Source organism: Acidithiobacillus ferrooxidans ATCC 23270 (assembly GCF_000021485.1).
Classification (GTDB): Bacteria; Pseudomonadota; Gammaproteobacteria; order Acidithiobacillales; family Acidithiobacillaceae; genus Acidithiobacillus; species Acidithiobacillus ferrooxidans.
Window position 1 is genome coordinate 523,313 of sequence record NC_011761.1, and the last position, 21,541, is coordinate 544,853.

22 protein-coding genes are annotated in these 21,541 nt (G+C 61.6%); 11 read left to right on the forward strand and 11 right to left on the reverse strand.

Annotated features, from left to right (window positions below):
* Positions 1–6 precede the first annotated feature (6 nt).
* From AFE_RS02770 to AFE_RS02790, 5 genes are all read right to left on the reverse strand, one after another.
* Positions 7–210 carry a cold-shock protein gene (locus AFE_RS02770; protein WP_009564993.1) on the reverse strand — a complete coding sequence of 68 codons (204 nt, stop codon included), beginning with the start codon at positions 208–210 and terminating at the stop codon, positions 7–9.
* Between the two features lie 103 nt (positions 211–313).
* Positions 314–2,476, reverse strand: coding sequence for a primosomal protein N' (locus AFE_RS02775; protein ID WP_012536222.1), 2,163 nt, complete (start codon positions 2,474–2,476; stop codon positions 314–316).
* A 267-nt stretch (positions 2,477–2,743) separates the two neighbouring features.
* Positions 2,744–3,646, reverse strand: a complete 903-nt coding sequence (gene ubiA, locus AFE_RS02780; protein WP_012536223.1) for a 4-hydroxybenzoate octaprenyltransferase — start codon at positions 3,644–3,646, stop codon at positions 2,744–2,746.
* Positions 3,646–4,230, reverse strand: a complete 585-nt coding sequence (locus AFE_RS02785) for a chorismate--pyruvate lyase family protein (protein ID WP_012536224.1) — start codon at positions 4,228–4,230, stop codon at positions 3,646–3,648. Before AFE_RS02785 ends, ubiA begins: the two co-directional genes overlap by 1 nt.
* Positions 4,231–4,248: 18 nt before the next feature.
* On the reverse strand, positions 4,249–4,851 hold the full coding sequence (locus AFE_RS02790) for a class I SAM-dependent methyltransferase (protein ID WP_009561562.1): 603 nt from the start codon (positions 4,849–4,851) through the stop codon (positions 4,249–4,251).
* 159 nt (positions 4,852–5,010) lie between these two features.
* On the opposite strand from AFE_RS02790, the gene AFE_RS02795 reads away from it, so the two are divergent.
* The 6 genes from AFE_RS02795 (at position 5,011) to lnt (ending at position 10,700) form a co-directional block, all read left to right on the forward strand.
* A complete protein-coding gene (locus AFE_RS02795; RefSeq protein ID WP_009561563.1) occupies positions 5,011–5,394 on the forward strand; it encodes a hypothetical protein in 384 nt (127 codons plus the stop codon).
* 83 nt (positions 5,395–5,477) lie between these two features.
* Positions 5,478–6,833 (forward strand): tRNA (N6-isopentenyl adenosine(37)-C2)-methylthiotransferase MiaB, encoded by a 1,356-nt coding sequence (gene miaB / locus AFE_RS02800; RefSeq protein ID WP_012536225.1) that lies wholly within the window; start codon positions 5,478–5,480, stop codon positions 6,831–6,833.
* 4 nt (positions 6,834–6,837) lie between these two features.
* Positions 6,838–7,821 carry a PhoH family protein gene (locus AFE_RS02805; protein WP_012536226.1) on the forward strand — a complete coding sequence of 328 codons (984 nt, stop codon included), beginning with the start codon at positions 6,838–6,840 and terminating at the stop codon, positions 7,819–7,821.
* Complete coding sequence (gene ybeY / locus AFE_RS02810; RefSeq protein ID WP_009566445.1) at positions 7,818–8,315, forward strand: rRNA maturation RNase YbeY; 498 nt, start codon at positions 7,818–7,820, stop codon at positions 8,313–8,315. Before AFE_RS02805 ends, ybeY begins: the two co-directional genes overlap by 4 nt.
* Positions 8,308–9,183 (forward strand): HlyC/CorC family transporter, encoded by an 876-nt coding sequence (locus AFE_RS02815; RefSeq protein WP_012606598.1) that lies wholly within the window; start codon positions 8,308–8,310, stop codon positions 9,181–9,183. Before ybeY ends, AFE_RS02815 begins: the two co-directional genes overlap by 8 nt.
* Positions 9,180–10,700, forward strand: coding sequence for an apolipoprotein N-acyltransferase (gene lnt / locus AFE_RS02820; RefSeq protein WP_012536227.1), 1,521 nt, complete (start codon positions 9,180–9,182; stop codon positions 10,698–10,700). The genes AFE_RS02815 and lnt overlap by 4 nt, the downstream gene beginning before the upstream one ends.
* On the opposite strand, the gene pmbA is transcribed toward lnt, so the two are convergent.
* The gene (gene pmbA / locus AFE_RS02825) at positions 10,669–12,015 is read right to left on the reverse strand and encodes a metalloprotease PmbA (RefSeq protein ID WP_012536228.1); all 1,347 of its coding nucleotides are present in this window, start codon (positions 12,013–12,015) and stop codon (positions 10,669–10,671) included. The two genes, lnt and pmbA, sit on opposite strands and share 32 nt — an antisense overlap.
* Positions 12,016–12,260: 245 nt before the next feature.
* Between pmbA and AFE_RS02830 the strand changes: the two genes are divergently transcribed.
* From AFE_RS02830 to AFE_RS02845, 4 genes are read left to right on the forward strand one after another with little or no spacing between them, the layout of a single operon-like run.
* Positions 12,261–13,193: a metal ABC transporter solute-binding protein, Zn/Mn family gene (locus AFE_RS02830; RefSeq protein WP_009567595.1), complete on the forward strand. Its 933-nt coding sequence runs from the start codon at positions 12,261–12,263 to the stop codon at positions 13,191–13,193.
* Positions 13,194–13,206: 13 nt separating this feature from the next.
* Positions 13,207–14,031 carry a metal ABC transporter ATP-binding protein gene (locus AFE_RS02835; RefSeq protein ID WP_012536229.1) on the forward strand — a complete coding sequence of 275 codons (825 nt, stop codon included), beginning with the start codon at positions 13,207–13,209 and terminating at the stop codon, positions 14,029–14,031.
* A gap of 19 nt (positions 14,032–14,050) precedes the next feature.
* A complete protein-coding gene (locus tag AFE_RS02840; RefSeq protein ID WP_012606601.1) occupies positions 14,051–14,941 on the forward strand; it encodes a metal ABC transporter permease in 891 nt (296 codons plus the stop codon).
* 3 nt (positions 14,942–14,944) lie between these two features.
* Positions 14,945–15,754: a metal ABC transporter permease gene (locus AFE_RS02845; RefSeq protein ID WP_009567592.1), complete on the forward strand. Its 810-nt coding sequence runs from the start codon at positions 14,945–14,947 to the stop codon at positions 15,752–15,754.
* A gap of 36 nt (positions 15,755–15,790) precedes the next feature.
* Here the strand turns inward: AFE_RS02845 and AFE_RS02850 are convergent, their stop codons facing one another.
* The 3 genes from AFE_RS02850 to AFE_RS02860 form a co-directional block, all read right to left on the reverse strand.
* A complete protein-coding gene (locus AFE_RS02850; RefSeq protein ID WP_012536230.1) occupies positions 15,791–16,999 on the reverse strand; it encodes a DUF5666 domain-containing protein in 1,209 nt (402 codons plus the stop codon).
* On the reverse strand, positions 16,992–17,822 hold the full coding sequence (locus AFE_RS02855) for a DUF6502 family protein (protein ID WP_012536231.1): 831 nt from the start codon (positions 17,820–17,822) through the stop codon (positions 16,992–16,994). The genes AFE_RS02850 and AFE_RS02855 overlap by 8 nt, the downstream gene beginning before the upstream one ends.
* A 280-nt stretch (positions 17,823–18,102) precedes the next feature.
* The gene (locus AFE_RS02860) at positions 18,103–19,116 is read right to left on the reverse strand and encodes an NAD-dependent epimerase (protein ID WP_012536232.1); all 1,014 of its coding nucleotides are present in this window, start codon (positions 19,114–19,116) and stop codon (positions 18,103–18,105) included.
* Between the two features lie 32 nt (positions 19,117–19,148).
* Here AFE_RS02860 and AFE_RS16305 point away from each other — a divergent pair, with 32 nt between their 5' ends.
* Positions 19,149–19,310, forward strand: a complete 162-nt coding sequence (locus AFE_RS16305) for a hypothetical protein (RefSeq protein ID WP_155644734.1) — start codon at positions 19,149–19,151, stop codon at positions 19,308–19,310.
* A gap of 119 nt (positions 19,311–19,429) precedes the next feature.
* On the opposite strand, the gene AFE_RS02870 is transcribed toward AFE_RS16305, so the two are convergent.
* Positions 19,430–20,677 (reverse strand): DUF5666 domain-containing protein, encoded by a 1,248-nt coding sequence (locus tag AFE_RS02870; RefSeq protein ID WP_012536234.1) that lies wholly within the window; start codon positions 20,675–20,677, stop codon positions 19,430–19,432.
* Entirely contained in the window at positions 20,670–21,512 is an 843-nt protein-coding gene (locus AFE_RS02875) for a DUF6502 family protein (protein ID WP_012536235.1), read from the reverse strand. Before AFE_RS02875 ends, AFE_RS02870 begins: the two co-directional genes overlap by 8 nt.
* Between the last annotated feature and the right edge of the window lie 29 nt (positions 21,513–21,541).

Consider the following 21,541-nt stretch of genomic DNA (forward strand, 5'->3'; position numbering starts at 1 on the left):
GCTGAATTAAGCCCGGCGGACCTTCTCGGCCTGCAAACCCTTCGGGCCACGAGTCACTTCAAAATTGACGCGCTCGCCTTCGGCCAGGGTCTTGAACCCCGTACCTTCAATAGCGGAATGATGCACGAATACATCTTCCTTGCCATCTTCCGGCGTAATGAACCCAAACCCCTTGCTGTCATTGAACCACTTCACTGTACCAACCGCCATTTTACACCCCAAATTAATCAAAGATGGCCCAACTGGCCGTCGCCAAGGATAACATATATACAGTACGACGCAAGTTTAAATATCTGGAGCGGATGGCGAGCATTCATGTAATCAGTAAGGGGTCCACATCCAGCGTCCAGCGGACGTGCCTAGCGGAGCTGAGTCCGGCGAGTTGTGGAAGCCAGAGATTAAGCGCCTTCTGCATTTGCGTACGATTTGGCGCCTGTACCCACAGTTCTGCGCGTTCAAAACCGGCACGACGTTCCATGAGCGACGGTAGCGGACCGCTGATTTCCACCAGAGCGGGCGGTACGCACTGGCAGGCGGCACTCAGGAAGGTGTCTACGCGGTATCTCTGGTGTGCCTCGGCACGCAGTAGGGTGAGAGCGGCAAAGGGCGGCAACCCTGCCGCCCTTCGTTCATTCAGGAGTGCCTCGGCGGGAGGGCGGTAGTCGCCCCGGGCGAGGCTCTGCAATAAAGGATGTTCTGGCAGATGAGTCTGCAACAGGACCTGTCCTGGTCGCTCTTCACGGCCGGCGCGGCCTGCGACCTGCACAACGGTCTGTAGCAGTCGTTCCGGTGCGCGAAAGTCGGCACTGAATAGGCCTTGGTCCGTATTGATAATGCCCACCAGGGTGACCGCCGGGAAATGATGACCCTTGGCCAGCATCTGGGTACCCACGAGTATGGCAGCACGATTCTGGCGAATGTCGGCGACCGCCGTAGCGAGGGAATCGCGGTCGTGCAACGCATCGCGGTCGATGCGCCAGATGGGGGTTTGTGGGAATCGCTGGCGAAGCACTTCCTCCAGTTGCTCAGTGCCTTGTCCGGCGGTGATCAGTGCCGTACTGTGGCACGCAGGGCAGGCTTGCGGCCAGCGCGACTCGTGTCCGCAATGGTGGCAGCGGAGACGTTCCTGCCGGCGGTGCCAGGTCATGGGCGCACTGCAACGGGGGCATTGGATCACATGGCCACAATCGTGGCAGAGCACGGCCGGGGCGTAGCCGCGACGGTTCAGGAACAGCAATACCTGATTGCCGGCTTCCAGGGTTTCCTTACACGCCGTCAACAGGGTGGTGGAAATGCCACCCTGTAGATTTTCGCGGCGCAGTGGCACGATGGTCATCACCGGTAAATCGGCTGAAGTAGCGCGTTGCCGCAGTTGCAGGTGTCGATAGCGCCCCTTTTGTGCATTGCATAGGCTTTCCAGAGAAGGTGTGGCGGAGCCCAGGACGATCGGAATGTTTTCCAGCCTCGCGCGTTGAATCGCGAGATCCCGTGCCGAATAATGCCAGCCGTTTTGCTGTTTGAAAGAGGGGTCATGCTCTTCATCGACGACAATCATGGCAAGACGGGGCAGGGGCACGAATACTGCCGAGCGGGTGCCGATGATGACTTGTATCCGGCCCGCAGCGGCCGCCGCCCAGATGCGCAGACGCTCTCCGTCGCTTTGAGCAGAGTGCAGAGCGGCCACGCGACGCGCGCCGAAACGCATCTGGCAGCGTTCCACGAGTTGGGGGGTGAGGCCGATCTCCGGGACCAGGACGAGGATCTGTGCCCCGGACTCCAGATGAGGCCGGATTGCTTCCAGATAGACTTCTGTTTTGCCGCTACCGGTCACTCCCTCCAATAACCAGGCGTTAAAGCCCCTGGCCATGCGCAACTGGGTCACGGCGCTGGCCTGTTCTGTATTCAGGCAGTGTGGAGAGGGCGCCACCTGCGTCGGCGGGGTGTCTTCCATCACGGCTTCTATCCAGCCGCGGCGGACAGCCTGGCGCAGGGTGGCGCGCAACTCTTTGGGGATGGCTGTTGTATGCACAACCCTGTGGGTGATGAGGTGCTCCCGGAGCGCCTGTTGTAACTTGCCGGGCTGGCGCTGCGCCGTCTGTGCTTCGTCGATGCTGAGGCGGTAACCCTGGGGAGCCGGTTCCGGCAGTGGCCGCCCCTGGCGCAGCAGGGTCGGCAGCGCGGTGGCCCAAGCATCGCCAATCGGATGATGGTAGTATGCCGCCCCAAATTGTACCAGTTGCTGCAGGGCGGAGGGTAAAACAGGGTGCGCATCCAGGACCTGGCCGATGGGCTTGAGCGTTACATCGGGCGGGCAACTGGCATACCCGAGAACGATGCCAACCCGACTGCCTTTGCCGAAAGGCACCCTTACCCGCATGCCCGGCTGCAAACGACCCTCCGGCGGCGGGGCATAGGAAAAGATGCGGCGAAGCGGCACCATCACGGCGATCTGAATGCAGGTGTTTTCGGCATTCATGAAGTTGCCCACAACTTCTGTGGATAAGTCTGTGTATGAGTATCCTGAAAAGTCCCAGACCCCCTGTCCTTCAAGGCATTAGAGTATGCGCCTAAAAAAGGTGCAAACAAAAAACATATATATAACAATGAGTTGTTAATTAACATCAGAGATCTGGCGGGAGGCATCCGGCTCACTTCGCTGTATGAGTAAATTGTGTATAAGTTTGTCAATAATTGTTTTCAAGACGCTTCGGTGGCATGGGGGCAGCCTCGGAATGGTCGGTCTTCATGCCGCTCCAGGCAGAACGGCGGATACCCCGCCCGGCGCGAGGCCTGCGACAATCCCCCAAAAGAGTAGCAGTCCAATCCAGTTATTGTGCAGAAAGGCGCGAAAAGCCTGATCCCGGTCGCCGCCGAGCAGCGTCTGCTCATAGGCCGCGAGACCAGCGGCACCCGCCAGGGCGATCCAGTAAGGCCAATGCATGGCCTGGGCGACACCTATCCCGATAAAGACGATCAGCATGACCGCCTGCAGGCCGGCAATGATGTGACGGTCGAAGCGTCCAAAAAGAATGGCAGTCGACTTAATCCCCGCTTGGATGTCGTCGGGACGGTCCGCCATGGCGTAGGCCGTGTCATAAGCCACGACCCAGCAGGCATTGGCCAGCATCAGCCACCAGGCGAGGGTGGGCACCTGGTTGAGGGTTGCAGCAAAGGCCATGGGTATGCCAAAGGAAAAAGCGATGCCCAGGTAGGCTTGCGGGAGATGGGTGAAGCGCTTGAACAAGGGATAGGTAATGGTGATGAGCACTGCGCCTGCGGATAACCAGATGGTCAGCCAGTTGAGGAGGGGCAGGAGGGCCGCGGCCAGGAGGCACAGGACGACAAATAAACGCAGTGCCTCTTGCGGAGTGATCAGGCCTGCCGCCAGGGGGCGCTTGCAGGTGCGGGCTACTTGTCGGTCGAAATCACGATCAAAGTAATCATTGATCACACAACCTGCCGAGCGTGTCAGCCAGGTGCCGACAGTGAAAATCAGGAAGAGGCGGAGTGATGGAGTGCCCTTTGCGGCAAGCCAGAGTCCCCAGTAGGTGGGCCAGAGCAGGAGCAGAGTACCGATGGGACGATCCACGCGCATCAGGCCTGCATAAGCGCGCAGGCGCTGGCGGAGCGGCGAGGGTGCTTGCATCAGCGTCGTCCCCGCCCTGCCCAGCAGGGCAGATCTGGCAGAAAATGCTCTTCTACCAACACACCTGCGCTGCCGCGCCGCAATACGGAGCGCCGCTGCCAGCGCCGCGGGCCGAACCGCGGCCGGCTGTCGGCCTGAATCGGGGAGCGCCGCAACCGGCGGTGGCGGAATAAGGTGTTGCCGATGGGGCGCGTGCCATGGCGGGTCAGAGGTAACAGACCGTGGCGCAGTCCTCGCAAAGGAATGGTGGTGCGCGCCCAGAGTGCCGGGTATGCCGGGTCACCACCGTGCAGGAGCACCTCGCGCCAGAAAATCCGCTCGCCGCGGCGCATGCACAAAATGCGGCGCTCGACCGGCGAGGGGTTCGCGCGTCCGCTATCCAGCAGCAGCGCCCGCACGGTGTGCGGTTTTCCATAAGCCCGTTGCAGAGCGGCGGTGAGGGAGGCAGGCAGGATGAGCCAGGGCCAGATTGCGCGGGGAGCGTGGCGCAGGGCAGGGGGCTTGCCGGCCATCATCCTGGTGTGCGGCAGCGATCCCCTGCGCAACACGGATACGGCATGTTGTGCCTCTTGATCACGCAGCATTACGACCACCTTTCTTTATCACCCGTCACCCTCGAATCCGTCCTTCTGCGGGGGGTGGTAAATGAAGGTGTCTACCCGTGCCGGTGGAACGTTGCGCCAGACCACGGCGACGCGACTGCGGCGAAACTCGGCTGGCAGTCCCTGGCAGGAGGTACGGAAATGGTACGTAAACTGGATGAAGACCGTGCCGTGCCGGCTGATCCCGGGAAGTTGCTGGAAGATGCGCTCGACCACCGCTTTGGGAATGCTGCGCAGCGGCAGGCTGGATACCACGGCGCGAACCGGCCCGCGATGCGCCACAAGGTGCTGAATGTGGGCGGCATCCCCCTCGATGACCTCTATTTCCGGATAACGCTGACGCAAGTGCCGGACCATGGTCGGCGCCTGCTCGACAAGGACCAGATCTTCCGGCGGAATGCCGCTTTCCAGCAGGGCTTTGGTCACCGGCCCCATGCCAGGCCCCAATTCTACCACCAGGCCGGGCCCCTGCGGCACCATGGTGGCCATCCGCCGGGCGAGGAAGGGCGAACTGGGCAGCACCGCTCCGATAGCATGGGGGTCGCGTAAAAACTCGCGGGTAAAGTGCCAAGCCTGGGACATCGGCCCGGAAAATCGGGACATGGGCTTTCTCCACCAGTGGAGGCAAAAACGCGGGCTAGCGCGTCGCCGAATGAACGGCGCGTATTGTAGCATGGCGCTATGGATGGCGTCATGCTGAAGCGCTTTTGCGCTATACTGGCGCAGTAGGGAGTTGGTTTCCCGGTTAATTTGAGGATGGATATGAACAAGCGATGGCTCCTGCTCGGCATGATGATACTGTCCCCGCTCTGGCTCAGCGCCTGCAGCACGGAAAGCGGGCCGCTGGCGGCCGTTTATACAGGCCAGAGCATCCACTATTATCCGAGACCGTTTCAGCCTACCCTCACCGCGGCCACCCGGGTGTTGGGGCAGATGCATTGTGTCATCCTGGGGACCGGAAGTGCAGGCGGTCCCTCCCGGGGCAGCGTCATCCACGCGCGTACCGGGCACACACTGGTGGACGTAACGGTCACGTCCAAGGGACCACAGGTTACTGCGGTGACTACCCGTTTCGGGCTGCTGGGCAGTGTTCAGGATGATCGGCGCTTTCACTTCCTGCTGAAATCGGCGCTGGGTCTGGGGTGAGGGGTGGCCCTGGGCTGCCCCTTGTCAATCCTGCGGGGTGGCCCTATCATCATTTATAAGCCTTTACTCCTTCCGGGAATGCATTGCAGAACCTGTATATCAAGACTTACGGCTGTCAGATGAACGAATATGACTCCGAGCGCATGGCGGATACGCTTGCGGTCAGTCATGGCCTGCGTCTGGTGGACGATCCGGTGCTCGCCGATGTGCTCCTGCTCAACACCTGCTCCATCCGTGAAAAGGCCGAAGACAAGGTCTTTACCCAGCTCGGCTTCTGGCGCCCTTTCAAGGAAAGGCGCCCGGAGGTGGTGATCGGTGTAGGGGGCTGCGTGGCCAGCCAGGAGGGAGAGCGACTGAGGCGGCGCGCCCCTTACGTGGACCTGGTGTTCGGTCCGCAGACGCTGCACCGGTTGCCAGATTTGCTGGATGCCTGTCTGGCCGAGCGCCGTCCGCAGGTGGATATCGCTTTCCCGATGCTGGAAAAATTTGATCATCTGCCGCAACGGCCGGGCCGCGACGGCGCGACGGCCTTTGTCACCATTCAGGAAGGTTGCGACAAATTCTGTACCTTCTGTGTGGTGCCCCATACCCGGGGGCGGGAATACAGCCGCAGCATGCCTGATATCCTGCGTGAAGTGCGTGCGCTGGTGGAGCAGGGGGTGCGCGAGATCACCCTGCTGGGGCAGAATGTCAATGCCTACCGGGGCGCGACAGGACTGGTAGGCGAGGGTGGCCTGGCCGATCTGCTGGAACGCCTGGCGCGGATTCCCGGTTTGCTGCGCCTGCGTTACACCACGTCCCATCCCGCCAACCTCGACGACGAATTGATTGCTGCGCATGGCAGTATCGGTATTCTCGCGCCGCATTTACACCTGCCGGTACAGAGCGGATCGGATCGCATCTTGCGGCGTATGCATCGCAAGCATACGGTCGGGCAGTATCTGGACAAGGTTGACCGTCTGCGTGCCGCCCGTCCGGGTATCCAGATTTCTTCGGATTTCATCGTCGGATTTCCGGGTGAAACCGATGCAGATTTTGCCGCGACCATGGAATTGATCGATGCGGTGCGCTTCGACCAGTCATTTTCCTTCAAATATAGCCAGCGCCCCAACACCCCGGCGCTGAAACTGAAGGACAGCGTGCCAGAGGCCGTGAAGGAAGATCGCCTGGCGGTATTGCAGGGACGTATCAACGGCTTGGCGCAGGGCTACGCACAAGCTCTGGTGGGCACGCAGCAGGCGGTCCTGATAACGGGGCCGTCGCGCCGCGATGCGCAGGAACTGACGGGGAAGACCGCCTGCAATCGTGCAGTCAATTTGGCGGGATCCATGGATTGGGTCGGACAGATGCTGGATGTCGAAATTACGGCGGCGTTGCCTAACAGTCTGCGCGGGCGCGCGGCGCTTGTGGCGCCGACGAGCCAGCGCCTTGCCGTATAATCCCATGGAGCCTCCGGGTAAGACGCCGAGTATCAGCCACAGCGATTTCACCGCTGAACACGCCAGCGCCGCCATGCTGTCCGAACTCTCCGGCGAACTGGACAGTCACATCAAGCAGATCGAATCCCGTCTCGGGGTGGTGATACTCCCCCGCGGGACGCGCTTCCATATCACCGGTCCGGCTGCTTCCGTGCAGGCGGCGCAGGATGTGCTCTCCCAGCTGTATGCCCAGGTGCGCCAGGGGCGCTCCCTATCCAGTCACTGGGTGCACCACAGCATCCAGAATGTACAACTGGAGGCGGAAACCGGCGCCGCGGCGGTGGAGTCTGCGGGCGTACAGACCCTGCGAGGGGTGATCCGCGGTCGTGGACAACGGCAGCGCCATTATCTGGAGTCCATCCGCCATAATGACCTTACCTTCGGTATCGGCCCCGCCGGTACCGGCAAGACCTACCTGGCCGTTGCGGCGGCGGTGGAGCAGATGGACAGCAATCAGGTGCGACGTCTGGTGTTGGTCCGGCCTGCCGTGGAAGCGGGGGAGCGTCTGGGTTTTCTGCCCGGATCCCTGAGTGAAAAGGTCGACCCTTACCTCCGCCCGCTTTATGATGCGCTTCACGAAATGCTGGGTTATGAGAAAGTCGCCAAACTGATGGAGCGGCAGGTAATCGAAGTGGCGCCTCTTGCCTACATGCGCGGCCGCACTCTCAACGATGCCTTCATCATTCTGGATGAGGCGCAGAACACCACCCCGGAACAGATGAAAATGTTCCTGACCAGGATGGGTTTTGGTGCCAAAGTCGTGGTGACCGGCGACGTGACCCAGGTGGACCTGCCGCGCGGCCAGCTTTCCGGGTTGGTACAGGCCATGGATGTGCTGGGGAATATGCCGGGTATCGATATGGTGTTTTTTGAAAGTGCCGATGTGGTGCGTCACCCGCTGGTGGCACGGATCGTGGAAGCCTACGACCGATTCGGAGAGAAGCCGTGAGTCGCCTATATCTGCGCATGGCCGTGGACGATGTGGTCGCGGCCATGCCGCTGCCGCCCCGTGGTGAGGTGCGCCGGTCGATTCTGCAGGCGCTCTCCGCCCCTTCAGCGCGGGTATCCGCAGATGACCGGATACGCGAGTTGTCCCTGACATTCGTAGGGGACGCGGAAATGGCGGCGTTGAACGAGGGGTACCGGCATAAGGCCGCGCCGACCAACTGCCTGTCCTTTCCGCAGGATGCGCTGCCGGTGTTGTTCCGCCGAGATCTGCTGGGGGATATCGTCATTGCCCCGGCGGTGGTTGGGCGCGAAGCTGCGGCGCAGGGTAAGAGTCTGCGCGACCATTATCGTCATTTGCTTATTCACAGTACCCTCCATCTCCTCGGCTACGACCATGAACTGGCCGCCGACGCGCAGGAAATGGAGGCGCTGGAAACCCGGTTGCTGGCTGAAATGGGTGTGGCCGACCCTTACCTGAACCAAATGCATGAGTGAAGATCGCAGTAGCCAGGAACGGCCGCGGGGCTGGTGGGAACGTTTTACTCAGTCTTTGCGTGGCAATGTGGAGGATCAGGATACCCTCTTGGAGCTGATCCGTGAGGCGGGCGAGCGGCAGATCATCGACGCCGAAACGGCACGGATGGTGGATGGCATCTTCCGTATGGGCGAACTCACGGTGCGGGATGTGATGATCCCCCGTGCGCAGATGGAGGTGATCGAACTGGACATGCCGCTGGCCGAGATTATCGCCCGGGTGTCGGAGGTTGGTCACTCGCGCTTTCCGGTGGTGGGGCATGACCGTGATGATGTGCGCGGCATTCTCCTGGCCAAGGATCTTTTACGAGGATGTCGTGGGGATGTGCCAGCGCTGCGGCTGACGGATCTGCTCCGCCCGGCGACCTTCATTCCCGAGAGCAAGCACCTGGATCACCTGCTCTACGAGTTCCGTACGGGCCGACATCACATGGCCGTGGTCGTGGATGAATATGGTGGTGTTGCCGGTCTGATCACCATCGAGGACGTGCTGGAAATCATCGTCGGTGAAATCGAGGATGAATACGATATTGACGAAGACGTGATGATCGCACCGCGCGAAGATGGCGATTTTCTGGTGAATGCCCTGATTCCTCTGGAAGAGTTTAATGCACATTTTGTGACACACCTGGAGGATGGACACGCCGACACGCTGGGTGGATGGGTGGCGGCAGCCCTGGGGCATGTGCCGCGCACGGGCGAAGTCGTGGAGGAGGGGGACTTACGGCTGGAAGTATTGCGGGCGGATCGTAAACGAGTGCAGATTTTGCGGGTCACGCCGCCGCGCGGCGCTCCCCTGCCGGAAACTACGCCCCAGGGTAATGCATGAAGGTGGGTGCGTTGAAAAAACCGTCCTTTCCTCTGCGGCTTCTGGCCGCATTAATTTTGGGCGCAGCCTGGCCTTTGGCCTTTGCGCCCTTCGCCTGGTGGCCGCTGGCCATAGCCCTGCTTTTTGGCTTGTTCTGGCTGGCGATCACGGAGGAGCGCCCACAGCGTCTGGCGGCTCTGGGCGCGGGTTTCGGTTTTGCTGCTTTTGCCGCGGGAACGAGCTGGATCGCCATTACCCTGCATAATTTCGCCAACATGGATTGGGCACTGGCAGGTGCCGCGGTCGCTTTGCTGGCGGCTTGTTGCGCCGTCTACGCGGCGTTGGCCTTATGGCTGGCGGGCCGCTTTTTTGTCGGGAATGGCCGGTTGCTGGCGCTGCCGGTGTTGTGGACTTTGGTGGAATGGGCGCGGGCACGCCTCTTTACGGGCTTCCCCTGGCTGGCGACGGGATATACCCAGACCCATGCCTTCCTCGGTGGCTTTGCGCCCTGGCTGGGGCAATACGGAGTGGGGCTGGCGACGGCCGGGGTGGCGGTCATCCTGGTCTATATGCTGCAACGGCGGCAGTCCCGCCCGGTGCTCTTGGGCGGCGTCGTGTCGCTCCTGGTGATTTCCGGGGCAGCCATGGCGGCGGGGTCCGTGTCCTTCACCCATCCTGTAGGCAAGCCGCTGCGGGTAAGTCTGCTGCAGGGCAACATTGCCATCTCGGAGAAGTGGAATGCTGCCAAAGTCAGCGCCATCCTGCATCATTACGTAAACATGATTTTGCAGACGCCGCCCGATACCCGGCTGATCGTCCTTCCGGAGACTGCCTTCCCTCTCTTTCAGACCGAAATACCAAGCCTGATCGAACAGTTGCAGCAATGGTCAGCGACGCACCGTAAAATCCTGCTCATCGGTATTCCCGAGGAGGTCGGCCGCAAATATTACAACGCGGCGATGGAAATTGACGGGAAGGCACCGCTGCGCTGGTATCGGAAAGAGCATCTGGTGCCCTTCGGAGAATATATTCCGATGCCCGTTTTACTCGGGCCTCTGGTACATCATTTTTTGCCGGGGCTCGGCAGTTTCTCTTTTGGAGATGGACCTTACGCCCTGCCCGTAGACGGGCAGAAAGCCGGTATGACCATCTGCTATGAAGAGTCCTTCTCCCGGGATGTGCGCAAGGGCGTCAGGGAGGGTGCCACCTTTCTTTTGAATATCAGTGATTATGCATGGTACGGCCACAGCATCGCCGCCGCGCAAAGTCTGCAAATGGCGGCCATGCAGTCCCGGCAGGAGCAGAAACCCGATGTTCGCGCGACCAATACGGGTATTACCGCCCTGATCTCCCCCCATGGGCGGGTAATTTCGCAACTGCCCCAGTTTGTGGGGGGCACTCTGAACGGGGCCATCCAGCCGATGAGCGGAGAAACACCCTTCGGGCGCTGGGGCAGTCTCCCCTATCTGCTGTTGAGTTCAGTTCTTTTGCTGCTGGCCCTTGTCCTCAGTCGCCGGCAATCATCATCTCGTCAATGAGGATGGAGGGGCAGCCGGTGTTGCCGTGAATGAGCAGGTCATTGCCTACGGCGCGCATGCCCTGGAACATGCCCTGCAAGGTCCCGGCGATGGTGATCTCTTCGACGGGATACTGGATCTCCCCATGCTCCACCCAGAAGCCGGCAGCGCCTCGGGAGTAATCACCGGTCACCATGTTGATGCCGAAGCCGATGAGCTCGGTAACCAGCAGGCCGTGCCCCATCTGGTGGAGCAGTTCATCGAGAGATGCCTTGCCCGGCTGCAAGGTGAGGTTGTGGGCGCCGCCCGCATTGCCCGTGGTCTTCATGTTTAATTTGCGGGCACTGTAACTGTCGAGGATGTAGCCTTCCAGTACGCCCCCGGAGACGATGTCGCGGTTGCGGGTGGCGACCCCTTCGCCGTCGAAACTGCAGCTACCCAACCCACGACGCCGTAAGGGTTCTTCATAAACGCGGACGTGTTCCGGGAAGAGTTGTTTGCCAAGGCTGTCCACCAGAAAGGAACTTTTGCGATACAGGCTGCTGCCGCTGATGGCGCTGGCGAGATGGCCGATAAGGCTGGACGCGACTTGGTTTTCAAAGAGCACCGGGGCCTTGGTGGTGGCTACCTTGCGGGCGTCCAGGCGGCGCAGAGCGCGCTGCGCGGCGGTCCTGCCGATGGTTTCCGGCGTCGCCAGCGCATCGGCGGCACGGGCCACGTCATACCAGTAGTCCCGTTGCATTCCGCCGTTACGGTCTTCCGCAATCACCGAGCAGGACAGGCTGTGTCGCGATGATCGGCTGCTGCCCATGAAACCCAGGCTATTGCCATAGACCGACGAGCCCTCGCCGGTGCCGAGGCTGCCGCCTTCGGAGTTGTGAATGCGCGGATCGCTCTCACGGGCGGCCGCCTCGCAACGACGCGCCAGATCGGCGGCGCTGTCTGCATCTATGGACCAGGGATGATAGAGGTCCAGATCCGGGAAGGTTTTGGCGAAAAGTTCGGGATCGGCAAGCCCGGCAAACGGGTCTGCCGCCGTATGCCGGGCAATGGTGAGCGCCGCTGAAACGGTTTCTGACAAGGCCTTGCGGGAAAAGTCCGAGGTGGAGGCGCTGCCTTTGGACTGACCGAGATAGACCGTGACCCCCAGCCCCTTGTCCTGGTGGTATTCGATGGATTCCACTTCTCCGAGGCGCACGGTTACCGACAAGCCTTTGCCGGTGCTGGCGGAAGCCTCCGCCGCACTGGCACCCTGCTCGCGGGCGAGGTGGAGCATGTCATCAACGATTTGGGTCAGGACGCTGGTATCCAGCGTAGAATGGGGGGCTTGGCTCATGGGGTGCTTTTCCAAAGGTGATGAAACAATGGGGTCATCTTACCTCCAAGCTTCGTGGCAGGGGAAGCTTGGGGGTGGAAACTTGGCGCCGTCGGAAAGCGAGCGCCGGCTCCAACCCGGAATCACGTGCGGAACCAGAAGATTGACATTGAATCCCTATTTCCATACTGTGCAACACAGTTGCATGAAAAGTTGTGCGGCCCTCCGCCGCAGGCTTTGGCAGCCGTTTTCCGAGGATTTGAAAAATGACCGACCTGGGCTTTCGGAATGCACGTATTCATCCGGCGTCCGCCTTGCTGACGCTGATCGCCCTGTGCGCGGGGCTGGGCACGGCGCAGGTGGCTGCCGCAGCGACCATTCATGCGGTCGGGATAGAAAATCAATATGCCAACGTGATCAGTCAGATCGGCGGTGAATATGTGTCGGTCACTGCGATCCAGAGCAACCCCGGCACAGATCCGCACGCCTTTGAAGCCAGTCCTGCGGTGGCCCGGGAGCTTGCCGCGGCGCAGCTCGTGGTGCGGAATGGGGTCGGCTATGACGGTTGGGTCCGGAAAATTTTGCGGGCAAACCGGAACGCGCAGCGCAGGGTGATCGTCGTCCAGGATCTGCTTCATCTGCCGGAAAACACCCCCAACCCCCATCTCTGGTACAAGCCGGAGACCATGCCTGCGGTGGCGCAGGCAGTTGCGGCGAGCCTGACCGAACTGGATCCGGCCCATGCCGCCACCTTCGCGGCCAATGTGCGCAGGTTCGATGCCTCTCTGAAACCGTGGTACCACGCCATCGCCCGCTTCAAGGCCCGCTTTGGCGGCACGCCGGTGGCAGTGACGGAGCCCGTCGCCGATTATTTGCTGGAAGCCGCGGGTTGCGACATCAAAACGCCGTGGAAACTCCAGGCCGCCATCATGAATGGTACGGACCCGGCACCGCAGGATGTGAGCGCCCAGAACCAGCTCCTGCAGCGGCATCAGGTCAGAGTCTTTGTGTATAATCAGCAGGTGACAAATTCATTGACGGCTTCTTTCCTGAGTCGGGCGCAGGCGGCGAAGATCCCCGTGGTCGGTGTCTATGAAACCATGCCGGCGGGTTACCACTATCAGTCTTGGATGCTGGCGGAGGTAAATGCGCTGCGTAACGCGGTGGAGCATGGCACTTCGACGACCGTGCTGAAGTAATCCGGCATGGGAAATGTCTGACCCGATACTTTCAGTCGCCCACCTGTCCGTGGATCTGGGCGGCCGCAGCATTCTGCGGGATGTCAGTTTTGACCTCTATCCGGGACAGCTCTGTGCTCTGATCGGTGAGAATGGTGCGGGTAAAACGACCCTTTTGCGCGGTCTGTTAGGTCTGACGCCGATCCGTGCGGGGCAGGCCTTGATGGATGGTGCGCCAGCGGGTCAGCGCCGTGCTCTGGTCGGCTATGTGCCCCAGAAAATCGCTTTTGATGCGGATACCCCCCTGCGGACCAGAGATCTGGTGCAGTTGGGGCTGGATGGCCATCGCCTGGGTCTGCCGCTGTTTTCCGGTCGTAAAAAAGCCTTGGTAGATCAGGCGTTGCATGCGGTTGGGGCAGAAGACTTTGCGGATCAGCGGGTTGGAGAACTCTCCGGCGGCCAGCAACAGCGGGCGGTTATCGCCCATGCCCTGGTGCGTCAGCCGCGCCTGCTCATTCTCGATGAGCCCTTGGCTAATCTGGATTTCGGCAGCGCCAATGCGCTGGTGGCGTTGTTTGGGAGATTGACGCGTACCCGACAGATTGCTGTACTGGTGACTGCTCATGATATGAACCCACTCTTACCTGTCATGGACCGTCTGGTCTATCTGGTGGGCGGACAGGCCGCCACCGGCAGTGTGGAGGAGGTGGTGCAGCCTGAGGTGCTGAGTAAGCTCTATGGTTACCCGGTAACGGTACTGCGGCATGGGCGGCGGATACTCGTACTACCCGATGTCGCTGCTGAAGATGCCGAGGCGGGCACGGCAGCGTCTGTAGCGCATCCGGAAAAGGCGGTTTAACGCCATGTGGAATCTTTGGATGTTTTTGGAAAACTCCGGTTTCTTCGCTAGCGGACCGGTGCAAACCGCGTTGATCGTAGGGACTTGTGCAGCGCTGGTCAGCGCGGTGATCGGTATGTTTACCATATTGCGCGGCAATGCCTTTGCCGGACATGCCCTGGCCGATGTAAGCAGCGCCGGCGGGGCGGCCTCCTTCCTGCTGGGCATCAATCCCTTGCTGGGTTTTCTGGGTATGGCCTGGATTGCGGCCTTCGGCATGGAGTTTCTTGGTGTACGCAAGGTGCGGGAGCGTGATCTTGCCACGGGCATCGTTCTGGGGGCGGGATTGGGGCTGTCGGCGCTCTTTCTCTATCTGGACGTGACGACCACCAGCACTACGGGCGCAGCGGTGTCGGTGATGTTCGGCTCCATGTTTGCGATTCCGCAGAGTCTTATCGGTCCTGCATTGATGGCCTCCGCCGGGGTGTTCTTGCTGGTGGGTCTGCTCTACCGGCCTATGATGTTGATGGCGGTGGACCCTGATCTGGCGGCGGCGCGAGGTATTCCCCTGCGTTGGATCGGTTTGCTGCAACTGCTGGCCCTGGGACTGGCGGTAGCAGTCTGCGCCCTGGCCATCGGCGCGGTGCTGGCGACAGCTTTGCTCATTGGCCCGGCGGGTGCGGCGATTCGCCTGAGTCGGCGCCCGGTACAGGCGATATGCTGGGCCATTGCTATCGGTTTGACCGCGGTCTGGGTGGGTATCTGGATGGCCTATGAGAGTTACTACTGGTTTTCCGGTAATGCCTGGCCAGTGAGCTTTTTTATCGTGGCGCTGGTGTTCCTGTTTTATTTGGCGGCGGTGCTGGTGGCTAAAGTAGCGGGCTTGTCAGCGCGTCCGAAGTCGGTCAGTTGGCCGCACTGCGAGGCATAGGGCATGTTTTCCAGTTTCATGATCAATACCTGGATTGCCGCCACCGCCATTGCTTTTGTCGCTGCTTTCATCGGCTTTTTTGTGGTGGTACGGCGCTCCGCCTTTGCCGCCCATGCCTTGCCTCTGGGCGCTTTTCCGGGGGCGGCGGCGGCCAACCTGCTGGGAATCGATCCGTTGATCGGGTTGCTGGTTTTTGTTGGAATGGGGGTTTTACTCCTGCGCCAATTGGTGCGCATGGGGCGCCGCGATGTGGGCACCGGGCTGCTGCTGGTGCTGTTTCTGGGGGTGGGTGCATTGTTGCTCAGTATGACCAGTGCGTATGCACCGGCGGTGTTTTCCCTGCTCTTCGGCGAGGTGCTGGGGGTCAGCGACGCCGATTTGTGGCCCATACTGGGCATCTGCGCGCTGGTGGTTGTGGGCATCGCTCTGTATTTTCGGCCTCTCTTGCTGGACTCGACTTTTCCCGATCTGGCGGCCTTGCAGGGGATTCGCGCCGCACGCATGGATCTGGTGTTCCTGACCCTGCTGGCCCTGGTAACTGCCACGGCCTTGCCGGTGGTGGGGGCCTTTCTGGTGTTCACCCTGCTGGTCGGCCCGCCGGCCGCCGCCCAGGTGTTGAGCGGCAATCCCATGCGCGTGCTGGTGCTGTCCGTGGTTTTTGCAGAGGGCTGCATCTGGAGTGCTATCGCACTCTCCTACTGGACCAACTGGCCCATCGGTTTTTTTGTCGGGACCATCGGTGCGGGCTTGTTTACGGTGGCGCGTTCTTACCGGCACTGGAATCAGCGGCAGCGCAATTTCGTGGCGCTATAAATACTGATCGCACTTTTTCAACTGCCGGATTTTGGATTAATCGTTATCAGGGAGTTCCGGCCTTTCCACCAGGGGTTCTATCTCCGGGGGCCCAAACTCCGGGCGCTCGATTTCGGGATGATGTAATACCGGAGGGAGCACCGGCATCCGCGGTATGATGGGGAAATCAAAGTCCATGGGGTTGACGCTGAAGATGACGCGTTCCGCATTGACGACGCCCGGTGCCTGGACCCTTCCCTCGACGGCGACCATGCTGCCTGCCCGCATGTTCGCGGCATCCCCGTTTTCATAGAGGGTGTGGGGTCCCTCCACCAGAGATATCCCGTGGGTGGTCCAACCGTTATCCCCGCGAGCCAGGTAACCCACCAGGGACACCCGGTTGCCGACGTTCTGCGCCGCCAGTGCAGTGGGGGTCACGCTCTCGACCTGAGCCCGTCCGTCGGCGTATTCGCCTCTGACTACCACGGATTGCCCTACCTGGATGGCACGGAGCAGGGCCCCGTTGACCTTGAGTTTCGTTGCTCCGACTTCCAGGGTGTCCCGATCCGGATAAAGGGCGTCCACCTGGCCCCGAAGCAGCAACGGGACCCGGGCGGGCGCGGTATCCCCCGGATAGAGACGACGGATCGCCGTCGCCAGCCAATGGCCATTCCCCCGGTCCAGGCCGCTGATCGACACCACGTCACCGACCTTCAGGGCCGTGAAGGGCAGGGATTGATCCGAATCGTGCATGGTGATGGGGGTCCTTTTGCCCGTCTGGATGGTCTCGCTGAGGATGGCGAGTTGTCGCTTGGCCGCATCGACTTCGGTCACCCGGCCGATAACGGCATGCTCCACCCGTACCTCCTGGGCGATCGCCCGCCCGTCGGCGGCGGCCTGGACGGTGACGCGGTCCCCGAGATGCAGGTCTTTCGCCGTACCCGCAGCGCCGTCGATGCTATAGCGGGTCTGGGGGGTCAGGGCATATTCCTGACCGTTGACATAGATGCTGCCGAAGCGCTGGATTACCCCCAGGGCCGTGATTCCCGTCCCGCCGATGCCCCCTGGCTGGATGCCGGTGCCGCCGATGCCGCCGGAATGTATGCCGGTGCCGCCGATGCCGCCGGGGTGGATACCCGTACCCCCGATGCCATCCCGGGTGGCGCCCGATCCACCAAGGCCACCAGCCGGGTCGGGAAGGGCCCATGCCCCCGGCAGGGCTACCAGGCCCAGGACCAGGACCCACCAGCGCAGGGCTTTAGGCATGCGGCTCGTCCTCCGCGGCCGGTTCTTCTGTCGATTCCGCAGCGGCGTCTTCTTCATAGTAATAGACCCCCAGGCGCAGCCGCCGCTGCGGCCCTTCGGGGGACTCGGCTGTATTCAGCCGCTGATGGGCCTCGCGCAACAAGCGCTCGCCCATCCGGTAGAGTTCGGGCCGCGCCTCCTCCAGCACCGCTGCCGGCAGCGCATCGAAATACAGCGCCCGTTCCAGAAAGGGTTCCCCCCCTTCCAGGTTGTGTACCGCGCTGCGCAGGTGGTCACCGACGTTCTCCCCCAAAAAGGCTACCCGGTCTTCCGGCAGGGCAGAAATATAGGCATGGCGTAACAGACGCACTACCCCTTCCTTTTCCTCCGCCACCCCCACCCGGCCCAATTCATCCAGAATGGCTCGTGGGCGCATGTCGGCCTTGACTCGGCGCGCCAGTCCCTCAAAGCTCGGGGACGCCTCGCTGCGTAGGGGTAGCGACTTGGGTTGCCCGGAAGGGTCTGCATAATCCGCCATCGACACCCAGGCGGCCACCACCTGCGCCGCAATGTTGGCCCCGTGCCGCAACATCGGCCGCTCGCCGTGCTCCTCCAGCAGAAGCCGCAGCCGCCTGACTTCCTTACGGTGGATCCCGGTCAGCAGGCTGACCCGACTGTCCGTCAGTGTCCGCCCGTCGGTCTCCCCATAGTGCTTGCTCGCCTCCGCCACATACACCATCTTGAGTGTGTCCGCCAACGCCCCATAGGTCCACCCCTGTCCGATCAGATACCGGACCAATGGGCGCAGGATCGCCAACACCGCCGTTTTCAGTACTCCATTCATGGCCTGCCTGGGCTCGCCTTACTCAGTTTCCGTATCAATTGTAGCATGTCGTGAAATATGGACCCACCATTTACCCTGCCTCCCGGCGCATGCGCAACACCCCGCCGTTAGCCAAAACGGAACACGGAGGCAAGATCTCGCCAGCCCCATTCGGCGACTTGTGCATGTTGTATATAGACCATGATACGGGCTGCACGGGCTGCGATCATCGCTCGGCAATCGGTCATCAGGAGCGCCGCCATGTCCAATCCGCTGCGCTGTGGTCTGGAGTCACCTGTTTTCAAGATGCGTCGTAATAACTCCGATACCAGTCGATGAAACGGGCAAGACCATCACGCAAGGGGGTGGCGGGGGAAAAACCCACCGCCTCCTGCAATTCACCCACATCGGCATAGGTGGCAATAACGTCCCCGGCCTGCATGGGCAGCCATTCGATGTCGGCCTTGCGCGCCAGCAGATCCTCCAGGATCGCGATGAAATCCAGCAGGGCTACAGGGGTATGGTTGCCAATATTGTAAAGACGGAAGGGGGCATCGCTGGTGCTCGGATCCGGCCGCTCCGTCGACATCGGAGCAGGGCGCGGTGCGAAGTCCAGGAGCCGTACCACGCCTTCGATGACGTCGTCGATATAGGTAAAATCCCGGCGCATCTGACCATGATTGAAGACGGGGATAGGCTCTCCGGCAAGGATCTGGCGCGTGAAACGAAAATAGGCCATGTCCGGTCGGCCCCACGGTCCGTAGACCGTGAAAAAACGCAAACCGGTGCAGGGAATGCCGAAGAGATGTGCATAGCTATGGGCCATGAGTTCGCCGGCCCGCTTGCTGGCGGCGTAGAGGCTGAGCGGATGATCGACCCCGTCATGGACGCTGTAAGGCAGGCGGGCGTTGGCGCCATAGACCGAACTGGAGGAGGCGAAAAGCAGATGGTCCACGGCCTGGGCGCGACAGCCCTCCAGAACATTGGCGAAACCGACCAGATTGCTGTCGACATAAGCGGCGGGATCCTGGAGGGAATGGCGGACGCCCGCCTGGGCCGCAAGATTCACCACCACATCAAAATGTGGCCCGGCGAAGAGGCCTGTCATGGCCTCCCGATCGGCAAGATCCACGGTGTGGAATTGAAAGTCCGGATGGTTTTCCAGATGCGCCAGGCGATCCCGCTTGAGGGCGGGGTCATAATAGGCGTTGAGGTTATCAAGACCATGCACGATCCACCCTTCGGTCAATAGACGGCGGCACAGGTGGTAGCCGATGAAGCCGGCGGCACCGGTGACGAGAATCCGCCTGCTCATGAGAAAGCCTGCGCCAGGAGGATGTGCAGACCATGACTGCCCCTTCCCTGCACCGCACCGACGTCTGCCCCCGCGCAGCTCTGGTAATTGCCCTGCAGGACCTCGGGCATGGGGATATGGCGGATCACGCCACCGCCCCTGCAACGCCGCCGAACGGTGTCCGGCGCAGCCTCGTTCCGTCTCCAGGTCATTGATGAATATGCCAGGGTTTTTATCCCCCACAGGTTGCTTTCCAAGTTCATCGACATTCTCCATCTCTATGATTCAATTTAAGATGCACGGTACTACTCAGTGATGGCGATACAGTCTTGTCTTAATCGCCATCAAGGATTTCCGGCCTTTCCACCTGTGGTCGCACTTCCGGCCGCTCGACATCGGGCCGCTCGATTTCGGGGCTATTGACCTCTGGGCGCTCACCCTCATTTTCGGATCGCTCCCAGTCACCTCGCGCGCCCCGCGCCATCTGTGGTAAGGCGGGCAAATCAAAGTCCATAGGGTTGACGCGGAAGGTGATGCTTTCCACCGCGATGACCCCCGGGGCTTTGACCTCCCCACTGATGGCGACCATGCTGCCTGCCCGCATGTTCGCGGCATCCCCGTTTTCATAGAGGGTGTGGGGTCCCTCCACCAGAGATATCCCGTGGGTGGTCCAACCGTTATCCCCGCGAGCCAGGTAACCCACCAGGGACACCCGGTTGCCGACGTTCTGCGCCGCCAGTGCAGTGGGTGTCACGCTCTCGACCTGAGCCCGTCCGTCGGCGTATTCGCCTCTGACTACCACGGATTGCCCTACCTGGATGGCACGGAGCAGGGCCCCGTTGACCTTGAGTTTCGTTGCTCCGACTTCCAGGGTGTCCCGATCCGGATAAAGGGCGTCCACCTGGCCCCGAAGCAGCAACGGAACCCGGGCGGGCGCGGTATCCCCCGGATAGAGACGACGGATCGCCGTCGCCAGCCAATGGCCATTCCCCCGGTCCAGGCCGCTGATCGACACCACGTCACCGACCTTCAAGGCCGTGAAGGGCAGGGATTGATCCGAATCGTGCATGGTGATGGGGGTCCTTTTGCCCGCCTGGATGGTCTCGCCGAGGATGGCGAGTTGTCGCTTGGCCGCATCGACTTCGGTCACCCGGCCGATAACGGCATGCTCCACCCGTACCTCCTGGGCGATCGCCCGCCCGTCGGCGGCGGCCTGGACGGTGACGCGGTCCCCGAGATGCAGGTCTTTCGCCGTACCCGCAGCGCCGTCGATGCTATAGCGGGTCTGGGGGGTCAGGGCATATTCCTGACCGTTGACATAGATGCTGCCGAAGCGCTGGATTACCCCCAGGGCCGTGATTCCCGTCCCGCCGATGCCCCCTGGCTGGATGCCGGTGCCGCCGATGCCGCCGGAATGTATGCCGGTGCCGCCGATGCCGCCGGGGTGGATACCCGTACCCCCGATGCCATCCGGGGTGGCGCCCGATCCACCAAGGCCACCAGCCGGGTCGGGAAGGGCCCATGCCCCCGGCAGGGCTACCAGGCCCAGGACCAGGACCCACCAGCGCAGGGCTTTAGGCATGCGGCTCGTCCTCCGCGGCCGGTTCTTCTGCCGGTTCTTCTGTCGATTCCGCCGCGGCGTCTTCTTCATAGTAATAGACCCCCAGGCGCAGCCGCCGCTGCGGCCCTTCGGGGGACTCGGCTGTATTCAGCCGCTGATGGGCCTCGCGCAACAAGTGCTCGCCCATCCGGTAGAGTTCCGGCCGCGCCTCCTCCAGCACCGCTGCCGGCAGCGCATCGAAATACAGCGCCCGTTCCAGAAAGGGTTCCCCCCCTTCCAGGTTGTGTACCGCGCTGCGCAGGTGGTCACCGACGTTCTCCCCCAAAAAAGCGACCTGGTCTTCGGGTAGATCGGATATATACGCAGCGCGCAACAGGTGCACCACGCCATCCTGCTCCTGGGCCACTCCCACCCGGCCCAATTCATCCAAAATGGCTCGTGGACGCATGTCGGCCTTGACTCGGCGCGCCAGCTCCTCAAAGCTCGGCACCGCCACACTGCGCAGCGGTAACGATCGGGGCTGCCCGGAAGGGTCTGCATAATCCGCCATCGACACCCAGGCGGCCACCACCTGCGCCGCCAGATTGGCCCCGTGCCGCAACATCGGCCGCTCGCCGTGCTCCTCCAGCAGAAGCCGCAGCCGCCTGACTTCCTTACGGTGGATCCCGGTCAGCAGACTGACCCGACTGTCCGTCAGCGGTCGCCCGGCGGCCTTCCCGTAATGTCGTCTCGCTTCCGCTACGTATACCATTTTGAGCGCATCCGTCAGCGCCCCATAGGTCCAGCCCTGTCCGATCAGATATCGGACCAGGGGGCGCAGAATCGCCAATACCGCCGTCTTCAATGCTTCGTTCATGGCTTGCCGAGTTCGCCTCAATACAGTAT